We start from the raw sequence: 20,851 nt of genomic DNA, 5'->3' as shown, positions 1-20,851 counted from the left end.
GAAAAAGGAACTGCTATTTAGCTAATTTATACATTGAACACCACCAGCACACACTTCCGGCTTTCACACAAGATTAAAGATGAAGCGTTTAAAATAACGCAGTCTTCTTATTGTAATTTATACCTCACTATTAGCCCCAGGTCTATCCGGATAGCAGTAGTGAATACTGATCGCAATAAATTCGTTGTGCTGGAAGACTATGAACTGCTGTCTGTTTTTACACCACAGCAGATAGCAGAGCAGTTGCAGTTAATAACTGCTGAAAACCCACTATTGCAGGAACAGGGCTGGAATGCTATCCGTGTGTCTTACAGCAATCAGCACTTTACACTGATACCTGAAACGCTTTACGACCCTACCCACAAAACAGACTACCTGCGCCTGCACAGCGACCTTAATATGCAGGAAAACCTGGTGTTTTCGTACAGGCACAACAACCTGGAAGCAGTAAATATTTTTGCTATTGACATGATACTACAGCAAACAGTAGACAACATTTTTCCCGAACGCCCTGTACAATTGGTACACCTTACCAGTGCACTCATTCAAAGCGTGCTACACCAGGCAGGGCGAAAAAATGAGCGTTGCCTTTACGCTTATGTACAACGTAATTATGTTACAATGCTGGTAGTCAGCCAAAGCGGTCTGGAGTTCTGTAATATCTTCCATTATTTAAGCCCGGAGGACTTTATCTACTTCGTGGTGTTTGTTATGCAGGAACAAAAACTAAACCCTGAAACAGAAACAATAACTGTCTGGGGCGATATTACCCATGATTCTTCGCTGTTTAACATTCTGCAAAAATATATCCGGCAGGTGCGTTTCGGCAGGAAACCTGCTGATGTAGCTTACAGCTATAAGTTCGACGACCTGTTCGAGTACCGTTATTTTGAATTATATAGCCTTCATTTTTGCGAATAAACCACATGAAAAGAATTGCCTTGTTCCCAGGCTCCTTCGACCCTTTCACCAACGGCCATCATGATGTGGTTATGCGAGGTGCCAAGCTTTTTGATGAGCTGATCATAGCTGTAGGAAACAACAGCAGTAAACAGCGCTACATTCCTGTAGAGCGCATGGTAGAGATAATCTCTAATTTATTTAAAGATCATCCCACTATAACAGTGCAGTCTTACAAGGGGCTCACAGCTGAGTTTGCACGTGAGACAAACGCTAATTTTTTATTGCGCGGCCTGCGAAACACAACTGACTTTGAGTACGAAAACACTATTGCGCAAGCTAACCGCCATGTGTTTAATAATCTGGAAACAGTTTTCCTGATCACTTCGCCAAGACTCGCAGCTATCAACTCCTCCATCATCAGAGAGATACATAAGTTTGGCGGCAATGTGGATGAGTTTATACCTTTCCCGATTTCAGAGATTGGAGATAGTGTCTTACAATGAAGGCGATGGAAGTGTAAGCCTTCGGCAGCACTTCCATTACCTCCTCAGGTGTCATCCAGCGCACCTCCTCTATAAACTCCTCCGCCTGTGGTTTCATTAAGCTATCGTCGGTGCAGTTCATTACAAACCAGGACGTTCTTTTTAGTATCTTTTTCCCTTTGTAGGCATAAGAGTGCCATGTCTTAGGCAGCTTATCAATAATTTCTACCTGTATATTACACTCCTCCTCTACCTCACGCAAGGCACCACTCTCCACATCTTCTTTCTTTTCAAGCTTTCCTTTTGGCAGGTCCCAGGTGCCAAGGCGGTAAATCATCAATATCTTTCCATCTTTTATCACTAAACCACCGGCTGCCTTTATTATCTTAAACTGATCTTTCAAGTATTCTGTCAGCTTCTGCTTCTTCTCAGTAATGAGCGTAAGTGACTTCAGCTTTTTTAGTTTCTTCACCTCCATCAGCCGCACAAGCCTATCGATAAGTGCATTATCTGCATCTTTGATCAGTACATCCCCTATCAGATCCTTTGAGGTGAACTGCTCGGAAGCCTTCAGAATAAGGTCATACTCATGTTTATAGACCTTCTGACCGGCTTTTTTCAGTATAAGGGGGATATCGTTAATAAAAACGTTCATGTGATTTGGAGCTTTTGATGGAATCAAAATTTTACAAAGCAATAAAGAAATCTGTTTAAAGAAAACAAGGCGACATAAAAACGATGAATATTTATGTAAATTCGCTCATGGATTCTACGAACACAGCACATAAAGTTGCCTCTTATTTGTTAGAAACAGAGGCCGTAAAGTTAAGCCCTGCACAACCGTATAAGTGGAGCTCCGGTTGGAACTCCCCTATTTACTGCGATAACCGCGTAACATTATCTTTCCCGCACATCCGCAGTTACATAAAACAGCAACTGGCAGAGCTTGTTAAGCAGCATTATGCCGAGGCGGATGCCATTGCAGGCGTAGCCACCGCAGGTATTGCACAAGGTGCCCTTGTGGCTGATTTATTAGACATGCCTTTTTTATATGTACGTCCTGAACCTAAGAAGCACGGAATGGGCAATCAGATAGAAGGCCGCATGCAGAAAGGTCAGAAAGTGGTCATGGTGGAAGATCTTATCTCCACTGGTGGCAGTTCTCTGAAAGCCGCTGAAGCAGTAAAAGCTGCCGGAGGCGAGGTAGTGGGCATGGTAGCAATCTTTGCTTATGGCTTTGCCATAGCTGAAGAAAACTTTCGTAATGCAGGAATCCCCCTTTATTGCCTGAGTAATTATAATTCACTGACAGAAGCAGCCGCTGCACAAGGCTACATTCCTGAATCCGCTATGGAAACACTGGCTCAGTGGAGACAATCACCAGACAAATGGGGTCTTTAAAATATAAATTGTGAATTATAAATAGGAGGGGAATAAACATTTTCTAATGTTTATTCCCCTCCTATTTATTCTTTCTTAAAAGATAGAAACTCTTCCAGTTCTTCCGGGTTCTGCCTTGCAGATGTTCTGGTGGTAACCTTATTTAACAGCTGGCAAGGTAGATACAACTAAGGAGCATCACGTAAAAAAAAATACATGCAGCCTTGGAGCGAACAGCATATTGCTTGTTTCTCTGGAATAGTAAAACAGAAGCCATTAGGTAAACTGTAACCATGTTAGCAATGCCAGAACTATCTCTGAAAACTTTACTATTCACGCAATGCTACACTTTTGCAACTCCCTATCTAAAACCAAGTATAGCTTTACACACTTAACCTTTAAACTTAAAATGAAGATTGGCCTCCTTTCCGATACACATAGTTATATAGATGATCAGATACTGCGACTTTTGGAAGACAGCGATGAAATATGGCATATCGGCGACTTTGGCTCTGTGGAAGTATCAGAAAAACTTAGTGAGATAGCGCCATTGCGAGGCGTTTACGGAAACATAGACGGGCAGGATATCCGGCAGCTGTACCCGAAGGTACTCCGCTTTGAGGCAAATGGACTGGACGTTCTGATGACGCACATTGGAGGGTATCCAGGGAAATACCATCCTGATGTAAGAGAGATGATAAAAGAAAACCCACCTCAGCTGTTCTTAACAGGCCACTCTCATATTCTTAAAGTTATAACAGATAAAAGCCTGAACAACCTGTTGCACATAAACCCAGGTGCTGCAGGTAAGCATGGCTTTCATAAGATCAGAACCATGGTAAGATTTGTTATTGATGCGGGGCAGGTGAAGGACCTACAGGTGATAGAGTTAGGCAAAAGAGCATAAAAAAGTGCGCCAAACCCGTAGTCAGGCGCACTCTTGATATCTTTCCAGTAAGCCGCCGCCATTGCTGGAATAGCAGCGGCAGGCAGATGGTCTTACTTATCCGTAATAAGAAATTACTCAGCTGAAGTTTCTTCGCTTTGCCCAGCTGGAGCCTCAGTAGCTCCTACTTTGTTTTTTGGAGCTTCGCCGAATTGTGCTCTCAGCTCATCCATGTCAACATTCTTGATAACTGGTGTAGACAACAGTTGCTTAATTCTAGCTTGCTTGTTGTTAGCTCTTGCTTTATTCCTACGGTCTTTTCTTTTTAATCTAGTAACTCCCATCGTTGCAATAATTAATTTGAACGGCAAAAGTAAGTTATTATTTTTACAAAGTAAAGTGTTTACTGAATCAATTTATATATGCTGATAACAGACCTGCGTAGCGACACCGTTACAAAACCTACTCCAGAAATGAAAGAATACATGTTTGCAGCTATAGTTGGCGACGATGTGTATCAGGAAGACCCAACTGTAAATGCTCTGGAAGCAAAAGCTGCAGCCATGTTTGGGTTAGAGGCTGGCCTCTTCTGCCCTTCCGGCACTATGACGAACCAAATAGCCATTAAAGCCCATACGGAACCTTTAACAGAGGTCATCTGTGACCAGACAGCTCACATTTACCAATATGAAGGAGGTGGCATTGCTTTCAATTCATCTGCCTCAGTAGCTCTTGTACAGGGTGAGCGTGGCAAAATGAAACCTGCTCAGGTTGAGTATTATATTCGCCCACTCAACAACATACATTTTCCTGAGACAAAGCTCGTGGCTTTGGAAAATACATGTAACAAAGGAGGAGGCTCTTTTTATACATTAAATGAAATAGCCGCTATTGCCGAAGTATGTCAGCGTCATAACCTGGCTTTACACCTGGATGGTGCCCGTGTGTTCAATGCATTGGTAGCTGCAAACGAAAATCCTGTGGACTATGGAAAGTACTTCGACAGCATCTCCATCTGCATCTCCAAAGGCTTAGGGGCACCAGTTGGTTCGGTGTTGTTGGGTAGCAGAGAGTTTATATCTAGATCGCGTAGAATACGAAAGGTATTAGGTGGCGGCATGCGCCAGGCAGGGTATCTTGCTGCAGCTTGCAATTATGCTCTAGATAACCATGTGGAGCGTTTACAGGAAGATCATCGTAAAGCGAAGGCCTTTGAAGAAATACTGTTGCAGTCGAATTATGTGGAAAGTGTGTTGCCTGTTGAAACTAACATTGTCATTTTTAAGCTTAACAGCATGTACACAGATGCTGCTTTTGTGCAGGCATTGGCCAATGAAAACATCAGGGCTAGCAGTTTCGGTCCTCAAATGATCCGTTTCGTGACACACCTGGATATAACAGATGAAATGATGAACCATGTTATACAGGTTTTAAAGTCCCTGAACAAGCAAGCTGTTACAGTTTAGCTCTAGTTTAGTAGCATCTTATAGCGCGGATTATAAGTCCGCGCTATTTTTTTGTCCGTTAAGCAACAGTTACATGCATATGTAGCGGAATAAAAGCTAATGGCTTTTACGGATTTTGCTACTATACAACAAGCCACTACTTTTCTAAAGTCATAACTGCTTCAGGTTTGAACTGAGAGCACAAATCATTACTCATCTCTCCTCTTATTTATATAAAAGTACAGAGGCTACACCTCTACCAAAAAGAGCGGAGTAGGTTTAAAAAACCTGCATGCTGTATTATACAACTACACAGCTGAAACAGATTAGTTTCATAAATAGTCACTAAAGCTGAAGCAAGATATGTAAAGCCTGAAACTCTAAAAGTACAGTGGCAAATAACCTAAAGACAAAACATTCCCTTAAGCTATAACGCAAAAATACCAACCACGAGTTTTAAATACCCTCCTGAAAAAAAACACCCTTATCTTATATTTATAACAAAAAATTAAACACACCCTATTGTTTAAATAGGTCAAAACAGTAATTTAGTATAATAATTTCAAAACACCCTTGCAAAAACGGCATGTAATGTTAATTCTACCTTATGAAAAAGATTGAAGCGATCATCAGAACATCCAAATTTGAAGATGTTTATGAAGCATTAACTGAGATTGGTATCCCTTTCATGTCAACTTATGAAGTTAAAGGCTTTGGCCTTGAGCACAGTTCTTCCCAAACTTATCGGGGTGCAACTTATAATGTAGGCTTCATTCCCAGAACCAAGATAGAGTTAGTAGTAACAGAAGATCATGCGAAAGATGTTGTTTCTACCATATTACGGGTTGCCAACACCGGCAAAGTGGGCGATGGTAAAATTTTTATCATGGATGTAGAGTCTGTTATCCGCATCCGCAATGGAGAAGTTGGTGAACTAGCCCTTTAACACCACCAGCATCACCTTAAAACGACTTAATCTAACATCAATCTTTTAACTAAACTTTTAAATCCATGTCACAAGAAATGTTCGTTGTAAACAATGTCTGGATGATGGTTTCCATCTTCCTGGTATTTGTCATGCACTTGGGCTTTGCCACACTGGAAACAGGCCTTACCAGATCAAAGAACACGGTGAACATCCTTTTCAAAAACAGCATGGTTCCTCCTATCGGGCTGATCACCTATACACTATGGGGATTCTCTATGATGTACCCAGGTGAAAGTTTTGCCGGTAGCTTCTTTGGCTTCTCTGGTTTCGGTGTTTCGCTTCCGGAAGGTGGCGAAACCTCAGCCTACAACGAAGGCTATACTTTCTGGACTGACTTTTTATTCCAGGGCATGTTTGCCGCAACAGCAGCAACAATCGTTTCTGGCGCAGTGGCAGAGCGCATGAAGTTGGAAAGCTTCATGATCTTCTCTGTTTTATTTGTTGGCCTTTGTTATCCCATTGTGGGGATGTGGAAATGGGGAGGCGGCTTCCTAAATACGTTAGCAGTTCCTTTCTATGATTTTGCCGGTTCCACCATTGTTCACTCTGTGGGGGGCTGGGGTGCATTGGCAGGCATTTTGTTGCTAGGACCGAGAATTGGTAAATACGTGGACGGCAAAATCAAGCCTATTCCTGGCCACAGCATCCCGCTTGCTACTATAGGTGTTTTCATACTTTGGTTAGGCTGGTTTGGCTTTAACGGTGGATCTGTACTTTCTGCTGATCCAGGCGCTGTATCCAGAGTATTGGTTATGACCAGCCTTGCCGCAGCAGCAGGTGCCATAGGTGGTTGTATTGTATCTCTTTTTATGTTCAGATCAAGCGACATTACGATGGTATTGAACGGTATTCTTGCTGGTCTGGTAGGCATTACTGCAGGTGCTGACCAGATGGGGGTAACAGACTCTGTTGTAATTGGGTTGATAGCTGGTGCACTAGTTGTTTTTGGCGTTGTTATATTTGATCGACTAAAAATTGATGATCCTGTTGGGGCTCTTTCTGTACACTTGTTATGTGGAATCTGGGGCACCCTTGCTGTAGGCCTTTTCGGTACTTTAGCTGGTGTAGATCAGCTTATCAGCCAGCTTATAGGCGTTGGGACAGTAGGTGCTTTCAGCTTTATATTTGCCTTTGTAGTGTGGTATGCCTTAAAAATGACCATGGGTATCCGGGTATCCAGAAAAGAGGAAGTCGAAGGGCTTGACATACATGAGCACAGCATGCATGCCTATCCTGACATTAATGGCTCTGGCTTTGACCTTAGTCAGGAACAAGAAGCAATAATTGCTGAAGAGAGTAAAGTAAAGACTACAGTTTCAAGTTAATTCTCCATAGGTCCACATCTTTGGGATGTATTTATAAAAAACAAGTGGTACTGTATTGCTCCAGTACCACTTGTTTTTTATAAAGATATTGAAACCATAACTGCTCCCTTTCCTTCTGTATAAACAAGGTCTCCTTGTCTATAAACCTGCTTATATTTACCTGATGACATGAATAAAGCCTGTCATCTGCATCAACAATCGCTTTTTCTATCACCAAGGCATTGGCATAAGAATATTGCTATGTTTGCAAGTTTGACTCAGCTAAGGCGGCTCAAGCGCTTAACAAATAGTTTAATGCTCTCATCATACAAAGCAACATCAGCACTTTTTAAATAGGAATGATAACTGACTAATTGGTAATGAAGAGTAGCAGTAGAGGGATATAAGTTACAATACTTGCACATGCCAGCATGCGGCTTTACCTTTGTGGCATGTTCTGGAAACATATCATCGGAATCAGTCCTTCTTTCATCTACCAGATGAGTATTCACCTTTTCCAGAAGCCTGCCTTCATAACATCAGTAATTGGAGTTTTTCCCGCGTTGCAACCTTGTTTATGCACAAAATCAACAGGTCGCAATATTTACAAATACCTTTATGATAGATTCTCTTCTTCCTAAAGCTTAAGCATTGCGTTGCTGTGTATACGATAGTTCGATGAAAGAAACAGTAACTCTTCACTTACATTCTAAAAACCTTACTGAACTTTAATTCCTCAACCTTATGAAATACTTGCTATACTTTTTTTTGTCCTTTGCGCTACTGATACGCTGTAATTCTGGTCCGTCGGAGCAAGAGCAAAAGCAGGAGTTTGAAAACGAGGTAATGCGTGTGCACAATGAATCAATGGCAAAAATGGGTACTATTTACCGCTTGCGACTCAATCTGCGTAAACTTCGTGACACACTGGAAACACAAACAACCGATACAAGTGTTACAAATTTGCTCTCGCAACAGATTAAAGGCTTAAATCAGGCTGACGAAGCTATGATGGGTTGGATGCACCAGTATAAAGCACCTGATACATTACAGCACCAATTAGCTATGCAGTACCTGCAGGAACAACTAAACCTTATTAACCAAGTGAAACTTAAAATGGACAGCACCATTGATGTTGCCCAGACAACGTACCGACAGTATGAACAAAATTAATAAATACAGTTACTTAACACGAATGGCAACAGGAGCCGCAGTTTTTGCAAGCACTGTTCTTATCGGTTGCGGAAACAATAACACAGGAGAGCAGAAACTGCCAATATTAGGAGAGCGTGAGGTAGTAGAACGTGAGGTAAACGGACAGACTGTTGCCGATACTTTATACCCAGAAATACCAGAGTTTGCCTTTGTGGATCAGGATAGCCAGCAAGTCACTAATGAGACATTTGCCGGCAAAATATATGTTACTGACTTCTTTTTCACCACCTGCCCCACTATCTGTCCTAAAATGAAGAGCCAGCTGCTTCGCGTGTATGAACAGTTTGAAGACACACCGCAGGTTATGCTACTCTCACACACCATAGACCCTCAGCACGACTCTGTGGCTGTGCTGAACGAATATGCAGCTCGCTTAGGCGTAAACAGCGATAAATGGCGTTTTGTAACCGGGGAGAAAGACAGCATTTACAGTGTTGCCCAAAAGTACCTGGTATCTGCTATGGAGGACGAAAGTGAAGCCGGAGGCTTTGTACATAGCGGAGCCTTTGTACTGGTAGATGAGAACCGTCATATACGTGGCATTTATGATGGAACAGATGCTGCACAAGTGGATAGACTGATTAATGATATACCCGTGCTACTGCAAGAAGAGAATAATGAGAAGAAATAGATCTATAGCGGTAGTGGCGGGCTTCTTTGCCCTCGCTACCCTTACCCAGTGCTTTACAGAAAAGCAGAACCAAGGCCAAAGACTGTACACGGCTAATTGTGCCAGCTGCCATATGGAAGACGGCACTGGCCTTCGTGGTGTTATTCCTCCCCTGGCCCAATCAGACTATATACAGAAACACCGCACTCAACTGCCTTGCCTAGTCAGACATGGCATTAACCGCCCTATTGTAGTAAATGGCCAGGAGTATAACCAGGAAATGCCTGGTGTTGAAGCACTAAGAGCAGATGAAATGACAAACCTGCTAAACTATATCCAGACGAACTTCGGAAACAGCAATGAGCGTTATACAATGCAACAAGTGGCAGAACTCCTTGATCGTTGCCCCTCGCATTAGTCTACAGCTTTACAACTGAATAATATGTTCTGTATTTATCAAAACTAAATTCTAGTTGATAAAGCTACTATTAAATATATCTGTACCTGCTCCTCTGCTTTAGCAGAAAGAACCTGTTACCTAGTTAAACCTATCCGTAGTGTACATTTGTCATTACAATGTAATGTTAATATTTTGAGTTATGGCAAACCTTGTCGGTAGTTATAGAAGCTATTCATTAACCATCAAACAACACCTATTAACTAAATATTTTCCAAATATTTTACACTATAATTATATACAATTAATATTTATTGTATTTTTAAAACTATACTTTTAATTAATCATGTAAAAAAATCAGAGACATGACAGAGTATCATGGAAGTTATCTTCATATATGGGTTGACGACTCGATAAACTTAATGTACTCTGAATGGTTACGGCGGCCAACCAAAGAAGAATTTAAGGAAGGGGTTAAACTTCTAATTAAATATCTTTACGAATATTCTGTTGAGTTTTGGGTAATGGAGTCTAACAAGCTGGTTGGTATGCCTCTAAACGAACTAAGGCGCGTTATCCGTAAAGTAGCCTCGGTAATTGTACTTTGCGCTTCCTTAAAAAAAATTGCCCGTATTCTTATTAATGACATCAGCAACATTCTTAAGTTCGAGGAAACCATCAATGAATTTAAGGTTATATACCATTCCTCTGTTGAATTCGAATGGTTTAGCTCTTTCAAGGATGCCGTAGATTGGATTGGAAGGGTTAGATGCTAATTATTACATTACCCTGCCTGTTTCACGCTCTTTTCTTTAAAGTACCTGTTGCTTGGTTTTACACGCAGCTTTTCCTATGAAAGTTTTAAACACTTATTAGTAAGAAGATCAGTCTCAGCTTTCGGTAGCAACACTTCACCTTCTGCAGTCGCTTTCTGTTACCATTCCTGGTAAGGGGAGGCAAAACAAACTACTCTTTATAAACTTTATTTTGCCAGCTTCAATTATAACTAAATAAGTAGAAACTGTTTGTTGCCTCTTATATTACAAAAGAAGCTATAGGTTCAGTATAAAGACAAGAAAATGGATTACGGCAATTGTATTATATTTGTCAGAAATAAAATAATACATAATGAATACGGAAAGTAATAACCACTATAAATATAAAGCACTCACTGATCTTGCCAAAGGAGATTTTAAAGCCCTATTATACGACTGCGATGGTACACTCGCTGATAACATGCAAGCTCATAAAGACACTTATGTTAAAGTAGCTTTAGATCGTGGCGTAGAGATTGATCCTGCCATTATAGATGAATTTGCAGGTTTGCCCATTCCAGCTGTGGTGGAAGAAATCAATAAAAGATACAACAGCAACTTTGATCCCATTGAGTTTGAAGCATTAAAATCAGATTTGTTTTACGAAGAGTTTATTGAGAAAACGAAGCCCATTCAGTTCGTAGTAGATCATCTGAAAGCGAATGCAGGAAAGCTAAAAATTGGAGTAGTATCGGGAGGTTCCAGAAAAATGATAAAAAAAACATTAGAGGTGTTAGGTATTGACTCCCTTGTAGAAGCGTTAGTTTGTGCCGGTGAAACACCACAAGGTAAGCCTTATCCTGATCCTTTTTTACGTGCAGCAGAACTACTTGGTGTTGAACCGCCCTCCTGCCTCGTTTTTGAAGATGGTGAGCCAGGTGTAAAAGCTGCTGAGGCAGCCGGTATGAAATGGATACGAATAGATAAGATAACTGCAGCAAACAGTGCTACCAATTAATATTTAATTACTGCTACTCCAGTAAGTAAAACCAATCCGTCCTAAAAAAGTAAAGCCACCTTGTTAGCTAGGTGGCTTTACTTTTTTAGGACGGGTATCGCAAAGGACAAAAGTATTTTCTTCGTCAAAAAGCTATCACTCCATTTCTTCGTCTTTAGTGAGCAGCCCAGCTAATACATTGCTTACGCCCATAGCTAGAAATGTGCAACATGCTTTTTTATTATTTGCAAACCCAAACAGCCATGGGGCACTCAGAGTAAACAAACCAACAGCAACATCACTCATAAGGTGCGCTTTAAAAGGTATTACCTTAACCAACCCCCATTCAGCACGAGTCATAAGGCCGGTAGCTAAAAGGCCGCCACTAAGGGCTCGGCATAAATTAACTGCTGATTTCTCTTGTTTGAAGCCAACTGCTTCCGGTAGTATAGAAATCGCAGGAATATAAGCAAAATCAGCTACACCGTGCATAAGCCGTGAAATAGGTTTTTCCATAATTATGTATGCTCTCTGAGGTGGTACAATCAGCAAGGCATTGTAGAATAATATATTACAAGCCTTTAAAACTGTCTACGCTACATTGAACATTAAGTTATTGGTGTTCAATACTATAAAAATTAAATTAATTTAGGGTTAACACAAAAAAAGCCCCGCATTGCGGAGCTTCTTTCAGATAGATAGTTGTACAAAAATATTTATTCCTTATTTAGACGAAGCATCTCCGCCTTTTTCATCCATTTTAACAACACCAGACTGGCCTTGTGCATTAGTCATATTTACTTCATAAACAACTTTACCTTCTGTGTCACCTTCAGCTGGTGAAACTTTATAAATATCACCTACAGTCCAGTCTTTGTAAACGTCACTTTTAAGAGCAGTTTTAACAGGCTCTGGAAGCTCATCCTGGGCAACTTTTACTTTGTTAGCACCTTCCGCTTTTTGTTCAGTCGGTTGTGTTTGTTGCGTTTGCTCTTGCTGTGTAGTTTGTGCGTTAGCGTCTACTGATGCTACACCTAGTAATGCAATTGCTGCTGCTAAGAATGTTACCTTTTTCATAATTCCTGTTTTATTCATGTTAGTTTGTTTTGATAAGGACTAAGTCATAACTGTGCCAGAAATCTCACAACACTTAATATACTAGCTATCAATAAATTACTAACATCAATCAATTTTACCAAGTGTAGAAATACGTAAAACAATGTGTACGCAGTTCCACACTTCGTAGAACTGTTCTACATAATGCTTAACTGCTTCTGTTGCAAAAAGGCGTCCTCATCATAAGCTATCACAATTAGTACTCAAGAAAGTGGCTGTAGTCTTGAACAGCAAACCAAGTTTAGAAAATCAATCTGTAATTCATCTTACATAATACATCTCCTCATAAAGAAGAATTTATGCTAATGCTTGAAACTGACTGTGCCTGTATTAAACATTTCTTCATATAAAAAAACGCCTTGCAACCAACACGCTGTTTGTGGGGTCTCCTTTATAACAAAGCAATTTTCTAACTCTTAATTCTTATGAAAAAATCTCTAAAAAAGCTTAGTTTAAGTAAATTCACCTTTCTTGTATGCTGCATGCTTTCGTTTTCCCTAACAGGATGCTTGGACAATGACAATGACGTGGATAATGAAGTAACTCCTAGTAGTATAGCTTTTTTCTATCATGGATCTCCTGATGCTCCTGATCTAGATGTGCTATTAGACAGCAAACAGCTCTTCAGCCAAAGCTTTAAGTACACATACCATTCTAACTATGTAAGCATAACGCCCGGAAGCCATCGAATAAAGTTTACTCCTGTGAATGCATCGAATGCTTATATTGATACGGCAATAACTTTTAAAGAGAATGTAGCATACTCTTTCTTTGCAGTAGACAGCCTTGAAAGCATTAGTTTTATGGCAGTAGAAGATAGCCTTGCCTTACCAAGCTCAGGTAAGGCTAACGTACGTCTCATTAACATATCTCCTGACGCACCTGCCGTAGACATTGTTACTACCGAAACAAATAGCTCTCCCTTATTTACCGATCTTGACTTTAAGAACAGTACCCCATTTAAAGAAATAACTTCTGGGAAATATACTTTTAAAGTAAAAGACACAGAAAGTGGTAGTGAGCTTTTATCAGTCTCAGACATTACGTTACAATCCGGAAGAATTTATACATTAATTCTGCGAGGCTTTTCTTCACCTCCTTCCGGAAACACAAACAAACTAAGCTTACAAATTATTACTAATTATTAATTTTGATTTTTTGTTTGTGTAATATCACAAGCCGTCAGAAAAGTATCTCTCAAGATCAAACTTACTAAAGTTACGTGTAACACTTCTACTAAAGAATAGAAGGTTTATAGTTTGATACTTACCACTATTGACGGTCAAAAAACTAACTGCTGAAAACAAAGCCAGCAGTTAGTTTTTTGACCGTCAATAGTGTACATCTCTTCCTAAAGTAAAGTTTAACATCAAAACTAGCTAAAGAGCTCGTTGCAGTTCATTAGAGTTTGTGAAGCTGCTGCCACGTTGCAGGTATTAAAACGTTTGACTTGATTATAATATTTAGACCCTCTACTAAGCATGGCATAATATTCATTTTGAGTAATCTCTGTGATTGAGTTGTCGCAAACTCCAAATGGCGAGCCTAAACTTCTAGTGTCTGCTATTACAAATGCTTCTCCTATGCAAGGAGCTTTAACAGCTATCCAAAGTTCTGCTGTACTACTAAGCTTTATAAGCCTTACTTTAAAAAACAACGGCTGCCTCTTTGTTAGATACTTTAACTCATTTGCCTCCTCCGAACCCGCGGCAGCTAGTAACTTTGTTATGCGGGAGTTGCAGTTCTCCTGTATTGCCGCAGGCTTATCTCTCATGGTTTTTAGTACAAGTATGACATCAGAAGCAAAGCTATTAAAATTAAAAAACATTGATTATCATAAGTAGAATAGCCGATAAAATACGTACTTAACCTCCTTCTAATCGGTTTATGTACTTACTCATATAGAAACCAGTAGCTTTATGAATAGATACCAGAAACGCGTTTACAAAAAAGTTAATCTATGAACAAATCTGAGTTTTGAGGAAGAAAGAATACAGGTTTTATTAAGAAGGAAAAAAGGATTCTGGTTAAGAAAGCAGGGGAACTTTGTCCTCTCTAATGTAACACAAAACGATAGCTTCAGGTATTATGCAGTACGACTTTACTAAGCATTCTATTATACTCTAATAAAGAAATTTCTATAACTGAATTGTCACAAATTTCAAATGGAGTGCCCATGGTTCTGTTATCTGCTATTACAACTGCCTCTCCCATACTACTGGCTTTGATAGCTATCCACAACTCAGCCTGACTATAAACCAATCTTAATTTTATTTTAAAAAAGCGCTTCATTTGGTTTTATATAAGTGCTTTATCTAAAAGATTAATAAGGGAAGTGATTGACACCAATTATATATTATCCATATAGGCAGTTACGCAATTTAATAAGAAGGGTAACAGTTATACAGCAAAATGATATTTATCCTATAATTTGTTAGTGAATTAAGCGCCACTTTTAAGCCTTCCTTCCTGGCGGCTTGAGATATGTATTATAAAGGCAGCAAATCTGATGATAAACTTATGACAGATCGAATTAAGCAAAATCGCAATTTAAACCCGGTACCTGCTAACAACTAACAAAGCCAGGTAGGAAAGAAGCTACCTGGCTTTGTTGCAATCTCTTCTAAAGCGGTTCAGTTAATAATTCTGCTACTTGGAACATTATCCTGTAGACTTAACCAATATAGTGATGCCTAAAGAACCTCTTTAATAAGTACCTAACTGTATATCAGGGACTCTTAAAAACTCAAACAGCGATTAAAAAAGAAGCTTTTTCCTCAATTTTAGATAGTAATGTATGTAGTTCACTCTCTGTTGTAAGAGGGTTCATCAGGGAGACACGCAGGTAAGTTTGCCCACTCAGTACTGTCTGTACAATATAGAACCTTCCCTCCTCCAAAAGAAGCTTCCTGATATTCTGATTCAGCTTATCCTGATTGGCTTCCGCCTTATAGCGAAAACACACAATATTACATTGCGGCTCGTAAGCCAGCTCAAAATTCGGATTTGAACTGAGCAGCCCGGCAAATGTTGTGGTTATGCCGTACAGCTGCTCTATGTTTTCCTTAAAAACGTCTTCACCATAAGTCCTGAAGATAGTGTATACATTTAAAGCTGACATAGCTTTTGTGCATTCAAAGCTGCGCTTCCCCCCGTTGTACCACTCCTCCGACTCCTGTTCCGTCCAGAGATACTGTGCCCGCTGTGAGAATGTCTTGTACGCATCGCCACCATGTTTAAAGATCAGAGCTGTCGACAAAGAAGGTGTCATCATCATTTTGTGGTAATCTACCACCACAGAATCGGCCTTTTCAACTCCTTTAACTAAATGTTTATATTTTGGAGAGAAAGCGGCAGGCGCTCCATGAGCACCATCAATATGAAACCAGATGTTGTGCTGCTGACTAAAGGATGCAATAGCCTCCAGATCATCATAGGAGCCGGTAGAGGTAGTACCAGCACATCCCACAACACAAATCACATGCTTCCCTTCAGAAACTGCCTGCTGGTAACACTGCTCCAACAGGTCTGTACGCATCTGGAATTTCATGTTTACAGGCACCTTGATGATGCCCTCTGATCCCAACCCCATAATTCGAGCGGCCCGATCGATGCAATAATGTGCTTCCTCAGACACAAGAACGGCCAAGCGCTTTCCATCTTCATAACCACTGTTCCACACGTTACTGCCTGCGGCCCTTGCGGCTAGCAAGGCGGTTAAGTTACCCAACGAGCCACCCGATGTTATGAACCCTGATGCTTCCCTGCCAAACCCAAGCTTCATTGCCAGGTACTCTGTCATCACTTTCTCTAACGTATTGCCTACCATGCCCATTTCATAAACTCCCATTCCCTGATTAAGGGCTGCTGTAACGGCAGAGGATAGTATTGTAACAGGCAAAGTAGGTGTGGTCTGATGCCCCATATATCGCTTGCGATGCACTTGTATAGACTTAGCTATTACGTCCTGAAAAAGGTCCAGCGGTTTTGCTAAAGGCTTTTGGAAATCCTCTTGCCAATATGCAAGCTGTTTGTCCGGGTCCAGCCAAGGAATGGCTCTTACGTCCTCTCTATCTGCTGTGGCATCTGCCAAGTAATCTGCTAGCATATCAATCAGCTCATGCCCCTGCCGACGAAAACTTTCTGCTGAATATGCCTGTTCTAGTATATTATCCATGATTTTTTAGTTCTTCACGTGCTATTTACTGCAAAGTAACAAAGACAAATGCTCAATAAACAACAGATTACACTTAATTTCCTATTGTTGATTGTATACAAAGAATGTGCATGCACTACGAAAAGACATTAAATGGAACAGTAACAAGCTGCAGCTGTAGAGTTTAAAAAAAGTTTACTTAATGGCCATGGCCCCTAATGACCCATAGGGCTATTTGTAGTGGTGCTGTGGCAGAGCATCTGCTGAGTTCGACGCCACTGGGTGTTTTACCTAATAACGGGTAACAGGAACCTTAGCAGCCTAACTCCAGGCACTATACCAGTTTCACCTCTTCAGTCACATGAACTTTTGCTTTTGGCAACGCTACCGAAAAAACGCTTCCTTTCCCCTCCTCACTTTCCACTCTTATACTGCCATTGCAGCTTTCAACAAGCTCTTTACAAAGCATTAAACCTAAACCAGTTCCTTTCTCTTCGGAGGTGCCAAGGGTTGTGAAACGTCTGTCTGTAAACAACTTCGATAAATTACCAGAAGATATTCCCCTGCCATCATCACTTACCGTAATGGTTGCTTTTCCATTCTGCTCTTTTAGCTCAACTCTTATTTCTCCTCCTTGATAGGAAAACTTTACTGCATTCATCAGCAGGTTACGCAGTACAAAGTTCAGCCTCTCCTTGTCTGTAAGGGCAGTAGTACCTTCAGTAACTTTATTTACAACCTTTATGCTCTTCTTTTCTGCATAGGACCTGACCTGTTTTATGTTTTCTTCTGTCAGCAGATGAAGACTCACAGGTTCAAATTCCACATATGATTCTTCTAACTGTGCTTTAGCCCATATCAGAACGTTATCGAGCAAACTCATAGCAACATCCATTTCCTTGCCCAACAGCTCAAATATCTGTTTAACCTTACTCTCAGACAAAGCCTTGCTTTGAGCTATGCTCAGAATACCCTTAAAAGAAAAGAAGGGGCCTCTTAGATCGTGAGAGATAATAGAAAACACTTTATTTTTAAAACAGCTATTCTGCTCCAACTGCTCATTCTGTTCCCGCAGCACCACAGCCTGTGAAGAAATCTCATTCTTCTGCTTAATAATTTCATTTTGCTGTACCTGCATCAGGTGGTGAGCCCGCTGCAAATCTGTAAAAGCTGTTTTCTGTCGTTGTCTGCTAACATAAAGTACCACCAGCACCACCAGCATCAGTAGTATGACAGTACCTTCAAGAATTAAAGTATTTTGCTGATGGCTTATCTCAGCTGCTTGTTTTTCTCTTTGAGCCTTCAGGTTTTGATTCTCAAGTTCCTTCTGCTCAGTTTCATATTGGGCTGTTATTTCGGACTCTATTTTCTTACGGCTTTCAGAATTCAATATTTCCTGATGCTGGTTAAAAAGAGTCAGATACTCATAAGCCTGTTCATAATTTTTCATAGAAGCATAAATAGTATGCATCAGTTCAGAGGCTTCTGCAATCTTTTTACTCGATTCTGTTTTCAAAGCCATATTCAAGCTTTGCTTTGCATATTTAAGCGCTTTCTCCTGGTTACCTATAGCTCGATAAATCGTTGCTATTTTACCTAAAGCTGCCATTTTGATCATGTCGTTCTGTACCTCTTCATTCAAACGAACAGACTTAAACAAATACGGCAGTCCATCTTCAGGTTGTCCAAAATACAAAAGCACATTTCCTATATTAAGTAAGCTAACTGCCCTGTTCTTTTTGTCTCCAACCTCCTCTTGCAAACCGACGGCTAATCTGTAGTAATTCAAAGCCTGTCTATAGTCTGTTTTATCTTCATACACGTTCCCCAGATTGTTGTACACATTACTCAGCCTTAGTTTATCATTTACCTTTAATGCTAGCTCAGATGCTATAGTATAGTTCTTTACAGCCCTTGCTGTATCCCGTAGTTTATAATATATGTTTCCCACATTAATATATGCGGAGATCAATGTAGTGGTATCGTTTATCTGCTCACCAATTTTCAGAGCCGTATAATAGCAACCTAAAGCCCGGTCATATTCGCCCATAACTAAGTGTGCCCCGCCCAATATGTTCAAAGCTTTGGCTCTACCATGTGCCAAGCCCGAAGCTTTTGCCAGAGCTTCAGCAGCTTGTCCATACTCTTTGGCTTTTATTGCATCAGAAAGAACATATAGCTTGCTCAGGTTACAATATATCATAACTCTTGCCGAGTCCGTTTTTGCCTTAGGCAACTCTGCCAGCAAGCTATCCACCAGCTTATTTTGCGCCTGAAGCCTGCCAGAAAGAAACAGCAGCAGAAGTAAGATTATTCTCATATAAAAGGATGGAGAAAATGCAGTATTTATAGCAGAACCAAGTACCGAAGTACGGATTTAAATAACCCAAAAGATAAAAATAGGCCCATTTACTTAGTGGAAAAGCACAAATTTAATAAAACAGTAATAGAATCCTATCCTAACATAAATTTTGTTTTATTATTCTGTAATTCAATCAGTAACGTTTAACAAACTGATTTAGCTCAGCTCCTTTATTGCTTTCAAAAATTGCTTTATTATATATATAATTCTATAAATCAGAAGCATCAGCTTAAAAGAGAAGCTTTTAAGGCAGCATGTTATGATAAGAAGAAACTGTGCTCATGATAACCATTGCTTTTACCATATACAACATTGAATATGTGAAATACAGTCTCAAATGCTATTGGATTTGATAACACACCTTTTTTATCAGTATCTACATCAGAATATTGAATATACTAGTTTAGAGGTTTATGAAGCATAGAATTACTTACTTGTATCACTCTTTAGTAGTACGACAGACTCAGTTTAGTAAAGTAGCTACTTATAGCCCTATTCATTGTCCTGCCTAAATGCCTATCATTGTAATACCTGTATATGACTTTCAAGTATAATTTTGTTTATTGAACAGCAAGCGTAAACCTAAAAATATAAGAGAAGTAAGAATACCCTGTGAATAGAATAGCAGAAATATTAGGCAGGTTTGGCCTGACTTTACAAATAGCAAAAACAGCCTTTGCAGCCGCTTTGTCTTGGTCTATAGCAACTAGCCTGTTACACTCAGAATATCCATATTTTGCAGCTGTTGCAGCCATTATAACAGTGCAAGTTACTGTAGCAGATTCCGTAGATAAAGCTACGCAACGCATTATCGGTATTATTGGAGGAGTATTGCTCAGTATGTTGCTGGGGCATTGGTTCAAGATTGGAGCAATCTCAATTTTTTTTATAATACTGATAGGAATGGGGATCTCTAAAGCTCTCCGCATGAACCCCCAAATCATATCCCAGGTTGCTATCAGTTCGCTTTTAGTACTTGCTTTTGGTCAGACCAGAGAAGGTTATGCCTTAGAAAGAATTATTGAAACAATCATAGGTTCTGCCATAGCAGTGTTCATTAACGCTCTAATTATTCCGCAAAATGCCGTACCGGATGTAGAAAAAAACATTCTCACGTTCAGTAACCTTTCTGCTGCTACACTTATAAGTTTAACCACATTGCTGGACTATATGGGAATAGACCGAAAAACGGGCCGATCTGAAGTAGACGCGCTAATCAAAGAAGCTGAAAAGTGCCGTAAGACACTTGATCTGGCTGGGCAAAGTTTAAAGTACAACCCCTTATTAACACACAAACGCGTAAGGCTTAGCCAACTTACCCAAACTATTAAACAACTGGAAAGTATTACGATCCAGATAAGAGGCATTCGCAGAAGTTTGGCTGACCTACAAATTAATCAGTATCTTCAACTAGAGCAAAGGTATGTTCAGCAACTGAAATTAGCTATGGCTGCTACAGCAAAATGTATCGCTGCATATGGCCAAACATCTACTAACGCTTCTGAAGAAAATCAAAATAATCTAAATGAAGCTATCAATCAGGCCCTAATTGAACAAGAGTACTGTTTGAATAATCTGGGCAGTATAACTTCCCTATCAATACTACGGGACATAGGAAGCATTCTCTCCGACCTAGGCCGAATTGTATCAGAGGTTGATAGTCTAAATCCGATTTCAAAAAATACTAAGGCAGATAGTATCTAAATCAATATAGTTGATGAATAATTTTATTACAAGACTGAGACTTTGTTTTAGTAATGCTTCCTATTATTAAAGTTTACTTGCTAACCCTCTTCTTGCTTAGCTGCTTGGGGGGCAGGCTTTGGCCGGTGGGTGGTTGGGGTGGTACAAAAAG

The 20,851-nt window shown here is 40.1% G+C and carries 21 protein-coding genes; 14 read left to right on the top strand and 7 right to left on the bottom strand.

What is annotated here, in order from left to right; genetic code table 11:
• Positions 1-33 precede the first annotated feature (33 nt).
• On the top strand, positions 34-921 hold the full coding sequence (locus LN995_RS10690) for a DUF3822 family protein (RefSeq protein ID WP_229961056.1): 888 nt from the start codon (positions 34-36) through the stop codon (positions 919-921).
• A gap of 5 nt (positions 922-926) precedes the next feature.
• The gene (coaD, locus tag LN995_RS10685; protein WP_229961055.1) at positions 927-1,406 is read left to right on the top strand and encodes a pantetheine-phosphate adenylyltransferase; all 480 of its coding nucleotides are present in this window, start codon (positions 927-929) and stop codon (positions 1,404-1,406) included.
• Here coaD and LN995_RS10680 read toward each other — a convergent pair.
• Positions 1,360-2,040 (bottom strand): NUDIX hydrolase, encoded by a 681-nt coding sequence (locus tag LN995_RS10680; protein WP_229961054.1) that lies wholly within the window; start codon positions 2,038-2,040, stop codon positions 1,360-1,362. The two genes, coaD and LN995_RS10680, sit on opposite strands and share 47 nt — an antisense overlap.
• 107 nt (positions 2,041-2,147) lie before the next feature.
• On the opposite strand from LN995_RS10680, the gene pyrE reads away from it, so the two are divergent.
• Both pyrE and LN995_RS10670 read left to right on the top strand, forming a co-directional pair.
• On the top strand, positions 2,148-2,786 hold the full coding sequence (gene pyrE / locus LN995_RS10675) for an orotate phosphoribosyltransferase (protein WP_229961181.1): 639 nt from the start codon (positions 2,148-2,150) through the stop codon (positions 2,784-2,786).
• Between the two features lie 388 nt (positions 2,787-3,174).
• The gene (locus LN995_RS10670; protein ID WP_229961053.1) at positions 3,175-3,672 is read left to right on the top strand and encodes a metallophosphoesterase family protein; all 498 of its coding nucleotides are present in this window, start codon (positions 3,175-3,177) and stop codon (positions 3,670-3,672) included.
• A 113-nt stretch (positions 3,673-3,785) separates the two neighbouring features.
• On the opposite strand, the gene LN995_RS10665 is transcribed toward LN995_RS10670, so the two are convergent.
• Positions 3,786-3,995: a hypothetical protein gene (locus LN995_RS10665; protein WP_229961188.1), complete on the bottom strand. Its 210-nt coding sequence runs from the start codon at positions 3,993-3,995 to the stop codon at positions 3,786-3,788.
• A gap of 78 nt (positions 3,996-4,073) precedes the next feature.
• Here LN995_RS10665 and LN995_RS10660 point away from each other — a divergent pair, with 78 nt between their 5' ends.
• The 8 genes from LN995_RS10660 to LN995_RS10625 all read left to right on the top strand — a co-directional run bounded on the left by LN995_RS10660 (position 4,074) and on the right by LN995_RS10625 (position 11,383).
• Positions 4,074-5,117, top strand: coding sequence for a threonine aldolase family protein (locus LN995_RS10660; protein WP_229961052.1), 1,044 nt, complete (start codon positions 4,074-4,076; stop codon positions 5,115-5,117).
• Between the two features lie 586 nt (positions 5,118-5,703).
• Entirely contained in the window at positions 5,704-6,042 is a 339-nt protein-coding gene (locus LN995_RS10655; protein ID WP_229961051.1) for a P-II family nitrogen regulator, read from the top strand.
• A 65-nt stretch (positions 6,043-6,107) separates the two neighbouring features.
• Positions 6,108-7,409, top strand: a complete 1,302-nt coding sequence (locus LN995_RS10650) for an ammonium transporter (RefSeq protein ID WP_229961050.1) — start codon at positions 6,108-6,110, stop codon at positions 7,407-7,409.
• A gap of 723 nt (positions 7,410-8,132) precedes the next feature.
• Positions 8,133-8,561, top strand: coding sequence for a hypothetical protein (locus LN995_RS10645; protein WP_229961049.1), 429 nt, complete (start codon positions 8,133-8,135; stop codon positions 8,559-8,561).
• Positions 8,548-9,234: an SCO family protein gene (locus LN995_RS10640; RefSeq protein WP_229961048.1), complete on the top strand. Its 687-nt coding sequence runs from the start codon at positions 8,548-8,550 to the stop codon at positions 9,232-9,234. The genes LN995_RS10645 and LN995_RS10640 overlap by 14 nt, the downstream gene beginning before the upstream one ends.
• Positions 9,221-9,631 (top strand): c-type cytochrome, encoded by a 411-nt coding sequence (locus LN995_RS10635; RefSeq protein ID WP_229961047.1) that lies wholly within the window; start codon positions 9,221-9,223, stop codon positions 9,629-9,631. Before LN995_RS10640 ends, LN995_RS10635 begins: the two co-directional genes overlap by 14 nt.
• A gap of 344 nt (positions 9,632-9,975) precedes the next feature.
• Positions 9,976-10,386, top strand: coding sequence for a hypothetical protein (locus tag LN995_RS10630; protein ID WP_229961046.1), 411 nt, complete (start codon positions 9,976-9,978; stop codon positions 10,384-10,386).
• A 352-nt stretch (positions 10,387-10,738) separates the two neighbouring features.
• Positions 10,739-11,383 carry an HAD family hydrolase gene (locus tag LN995_RS10625; protein ID WP_229961045.1) on the top strand — a complete coding sequence of 215 codons (645 nt, stop codon included), beginning with the start codon at positions 10,739-10,741 and terminating at the stop codon, positions 11,381-11,383.
• A gap of 135 nt (positions 11,384-11,518) precedes the next feature.
• Here the strand turns inward: LN995_RS10625 and LN995_RS10620 are convergent, their stop codons facing one another.
• Entirely contained in the window at positions 11,519-11,878 is a 360-nt protein-coding gene (locus LN995_RS10620; RefSeq protein ID WP_229961044.1) for a hypothetical protein, read from the bottom strand.
• A 207-nt stretch (positions 11,879-12,085) separates the two neighbouring features.
• Positions 12,086-12,439, bottom strand: coding sequence for a hypothetical protein (locus tag LN995_RS10615; protein WP_229961043.1), 354 nt, complete (start codon positions 12,437-12,439; stop codon positions 12,086-12,088).
• Between the two features lie 521 nt (positions 12,440-12,960).
• On the opposite strand from LN995_RS10615, the gene LN995_RS10610 reads away from it, so the two are divergent.
• Positions 12,961-13,626 (top strand): DUF4397 domain-containing protein, encoded by a 666-nt coding sequence (locus LN995_RS10610; protein ID WP_229961042.1) that lies wholly within the window; start codon positions 12,961-12,963, stop codon positions 13,624-13,626.
• A gap of 931 nt (positions 13,627-14,557) precedes the next feature.
• Here LN995_RS10610 and LN995_RS10605 read toward each other — a convergent pair.
• The 3 genes from LN995_RS10605 to LN995_RS10595 form a co-directional block, all read right to left on the bottom strand.
• Complete coding sequence (locus LN995_RS10605; protein WP_229961041.1) at positions 14,558-14,770, bottom strand: hypothetical protein; 213 nt, start codon at positions 14,768-14,770, stop codon at positions 14,558-14,560.
• Between the two features lie 454 nt (positions 14,771-15,224).
• The gene (locus tag LN995_RS10600; RefSeq protein WP_229961040.1) at positions 15,225-16,655 is read right to left on the bottom strand and encodes a pyridoxal phosphate-dependent decarboxylase family protein; all 1,431 of its coding nucleotides are present in this window, start codon (positions 16,653-16,655) and stop codon (positions 15,225-15,227) included.
• 313 nt (positions 16,656-16,968) lie between these two features.
• Positions 16,969-18,954 carry a tetratricopeptide repeat-containing sensor histidine kinase gene (locus LN995_RS10595; RefSeq protein WP_229961039.1) on the bottom strand — a complete coding sequence of 662 codons (1,986 nt, stop codon included), beginning with the start codon at positions 18,952-18,954 and terminating at the stop codon, positions 16,969-16,971.
• A gap of 654 nt (positions 18,955-19,608) precedes the next feature.
• Between LN995_RS10595 and LN995_RS10590 the strand changes: the two genes are divergently transcribed.
• Positions 19,609-20,700, top strand: coding sequence for an FUSC family protein (locus tag LN995_RS10590; protein WP_229961038.1), 1,092 nt, complete (start codon positions 19,609-19,611; stop codon positions 20,698-20,700).
• The last annotated feature ends 151 nt before the right edge of the window (positions 20,701-20,851 follow it).

Origin of the sequence: Pontibacter silvestris (genome assembly GCF_020907275.1) — a bacterium.
Taxonomy (GTDB): Bacteria; Bacteroidota; Bacteroidia; order Cytophagales; family Hymenobacteraceae; genus Pontibacter; species Pontibacter silvestris.
The sequence above is the reverse complement of the archived record's forward strand: the minus strand, read 5'-3'. Positions and strand labels throughout refer to the sequence as shown.